Source organism: Arthrobacter sp. 2YAF22_2, assembly GCF_052114645.1.
In the GTDB taxonomy this organism is placed as follows: domain Bacteria; phylum Actinomycetota; class Actinomycetes; order Actinomycetales; family Micrococcaceae; genus Arthrobacter.
This window is the reverse complement of the sequence record NZ_JBFRFD010000399.1, coordinates 1-3,537: the sequence shown is the minus strand read 5'-3', so window position 1 is coordinate 3,537 and position 3,537 is coordinate 1. Positions and strand designations below refer to the sequence as shown.

Here is a 3,537-nt window from a genome sequence, read left to right as displayed (position 1 = left end):
CCTCTGCATGGCTCTTGCCTCCCGTACCGGGAACAAATCATGCCATGCGCACCGACATGGCGCGGTTCCGGGACGAGGACGAGGTTGACATCGTGATAGTCGGCTGCGGCGCGGGCGGTTCTACCCTGCTGCAGCGCCTGGCCCGCGCCGGCTGGAAGGCCGTGGCCCTGGACGCGGGGCCGTTTTGGGACCCGGAGCGCGACTGGGTCAGCGACGAGGCGGCCTCGCATCACCTGTACTGGACGGAACCACGGGTAATTTCCGGGGACGATCCGGTGCCGCTTGGCTCAAACAACTCGGGCCGGGGCGTGGGCGGCTCCATGGTGCACTATGCCGGTTACACCCCCAGATTCCATCCCAGTGACTTTCACACCCACCGGGCCGACGGCGTGGGCGCGGACTGGCCCTTCGAGTACGAGGATCTTAGGTCGTACTACGAGGACATCGAAGGCGAACTTCCGGTGGCCGGGGAACACTGGCCGTGGGGCGATCCACACTCCTATCCACACAGTCCGCACCCCGTCTCCGGGAACGGCGAGCTCTTCCTGCGCGGCGCACTGGCCTGCGGCATCACCGCGAAGGTCGGCCCAGTCGCAATCTCCAACGGCCGCTTCGGCAACCGGCCACACTGCATCTACCGCGGATTCTGCCTGCAGGGCTGCAAGGTCGACGCAAAAGCCTCACCCCTGATCACCCATATCCCGGACGCCCTGCACCACGGCGCCGAAGTACGGGCCGACTCGATGGTGACCAGGATCGAAGTAGACGACACCACGGGCGAAGCCACCGGCGTGCACTACGTCCGCCACGGCCGCACGCGCTTCCAGCGCGCCCGCATCGTCGCCGTCGCCGGCTACTCCATCGAGACACCCCGCCTGCTGCTCAACTCCACCTCGAAGCGTTTCCCGGACGGGTTATGCAATGACTTCGACCAGGTGGGGAGGTACCTGATGGTCCAGGGGGCACCCCAAACAGCCGGCAGGTTCGACGCTGAAGTGCGGATGTGGAAGGCTCCCCCGCCGGAGGTCAGCTCGGAGGACTTCTACGAAACGGACCCCTTGAAACCGTACAAGCGCGGGTTCTCGGTACAGACGGTGTCACCGCTGCCCATCACCTGGGCCGAGCACGTCGCCGCCCAGGGCCACTGGGGGGCGAAGCTGCGCGCATACATGAGCGACTACGTGCACTGGGCCTGCCTGGGCGCGTTGTGTGAATTCCTGCCGCAGGCGGACAACCGGGTCACGCTGGCGCAGGAGAAGGACCGCAACTCGATGCCGGTAGCGCACTTCCACTACTCCCAGTGCGAAAACGACCGCCAACTCATGGGCGCCGCGCAGGACGTCATGGAGAAGATCCTCAAGGGCGCCGGCGCCGATGAGGTCATCACCATCAACCGCTACGCGCACTTAGTGGGGGGCGCCAGGATGGCCGCGGACGAGCGGCACGGCGTCGTTGACGCGGAGTGCCGCAGCTTCGCCGTGCCCAACCTCTACATCACCGACGGCAGCGTACTGCCCACCCAAGGAAGCGCCAACCCCGCACTGACCATCATGGCCGTCGCCGCGCGCGCCGCTGAACGGCTGATCGCGGGCGGGGCCAACAAAGCCACCTGAGCCAACCACTGGCCACCGGCCACCTGCTAAGGAAGGAACGCACAATGGCAAAAGAACGGATGGCAGGCTACCTGCGGCACCGGCTCCGGGAATGGGGCACGGACAAGATCTCCGCCCCGGATAAGAAAGGCTGACCCATGCCCGCCACGCGAACCAGACCCGATCCGGCCCTCACCGGCCTGGACGTCAGCACCTACACGATTCCCACTGACAGCCCTGAGGCAGACGGCACCTTCGCCTGGGATGCCACCACCATGGTGGTGGTCCAGGCCCGCGCCGGCGGCTGCGAAGGGCTTGGCTGGACCTACGCTCCACCCTCCTGCGCCCAGCTGATCACCGGAATGCTGGCCCCGGCCGTTGCCGGACGGTCAGCCTGGGACACYGGAGGCGCCGCACTGGCGATGCTGCAGGCCGTGCGCAATACCGGCCGCAGCGGGCTCGCCGGCTACGCGATCTCCGCGGTGGACTGTGCCCTGTGGGACTTGAAGGCACGCCTGCTTGACCTTCCCCTGTACCGCCTCCTCGGAGCGATGCGCGACGAGGTGGACATTTACGGCAGCGGCGGGTTCACCACCTACTCCCGCCGGCAGCTGGAGGACCAGCTGGGCGGCTGGGTGCACGGCCAGCACATCCCTCGGGTGAAAATAAAGATCGGGCAGGACCGAGGGGCCGACATTCCCCGGGATCTGGAGCGCATTCATCAGGCCCGGACCATCATCGGAGACGACGCCGAACTGTTTGTGGACGCCAATGGTGCCTACACGGCAAAACAAGCCGTACGGGTTTATGAGGCAGCCGGGGAATCCAGGCTGGCGTGGTTCGAAGAGCCGGTCTCCGCCGACCACCTGGACGGCCTGCGGGCCGTCAGGGAAGCGATATCCGCCGATGTCGCCGCGGGTGAGTACGGTACCGACCTGTTCTACTTCCAGCGGCTGTGCGTGGCCGAGGCCGTCGACTGCGTCCAGCTGGATGTGTCGCGCTGCGGCGGTATCACCCAATGGCTGCGCATCGCGGCCCTGGTGGCAGCGAACGGGCTCCAGGTCTCGGGACACTGCGCACCGCACTTGAGCGCGCACGTCGCCGCCGCGACGGAGAACTTCCGGCATCTGGAGTGGTTCCACGACCACGTCCGGATCGAACAGACGTTCTTCGACGGAACCCTGGACCCTGCGCGCGGCGCAATCATCCCCGACCCTCACTCCCCCGGCAACGGGCTCACCCTTCGCACTTCCGACATCGAAAAGTACCGCGTGGGCTAGGCGACCAACACCGGAGAAAGTCGGCAAGAAGGATAGCGCCGATGCCGGCACGAACCAAGGAAAAAGCGCCAACCAGCCATTCTCGACGCAACTGAAGGAACCTACGACCTTTAACCATCGGCGGGATACGCCGTTCAGCAACCAGGGAACCACGCCAACACCCACTGCTGGGACGCTCCTCAGGGCGGCCCAAAAGAGAGGATCACCGCCATGAGCAACACCAGACCGGATGTTTCTCGCAGGCTACCAGCAAAGCATTTTCGACTCTGTGCGGCGGTCGGAGTGACCGCAGCGGCGCTCACGCTGACCGGCTGCACCGGTAACCCCCCGGGTAACGCCACGTCCGGTTCCGGATCCGGTTCCTCAGCAGTATCCCCCGGCGCTTCAGCTTCCCCGGCAGCTCTGCCCGCCGGGGCCGGCCTGCCAGCGATTCCCGGCGTGGTCAAAGACGTCGAGCCGTCCGTCGTCACGATCCGGACCGCTGTGGGGCTCGGCAGCGGCGTCGTCTACCACAGCGACGGCTCGATCGTCACCGACGCCCACGTCGTGGAGGACCAGCAAAAGCAGGCCTTCAAAAACGTCCAGGTACAGTTCGCGGATGGCTCCCAGACCCAGGCCACCGTCGTCGGCGTAGACGACGTCACAGATGTCGCCGTCCTGAAAGT

The 3,537-nt window shown here is 66.2% G+C and carries 3 protein-coding genes; all 3 read left to right on the top strand.

Features of this window, described 5'->3' with window-relative positions; translation table 11 throughout:
- Positions 1-1,613: GMC family oxidoreductase (locus tag AB4Y86_RS14755; RefSeq protein WP_441402948.1), on the top strand; the 1,613-nt coding region annotated here is incomplete at its 5' end.
- 137 nt (positions 1,614-1,750) lie between these two features.
- Positions 1,751-2,872, top strand: coding sequence for an enolase C-terminal domain-like protein (locus tag AB4Y86_RS14750; RefSeq protein ID WP_441402947.1), 1,122 nt, complete (start codon positions 1,751-1,753; stop codon positions 2,870-2,872).
- Positions 2,873-3,154: 282 nt separating this feature from the next.
- On the top strand, positions 3,155-3,537 hold a 383-nt coding region (locus tag AB4Y86_RS14745; RefSeq protein WP_441402946.1), incomplete at its 3' end, for a trypsin-like peptidase domain-containing protein.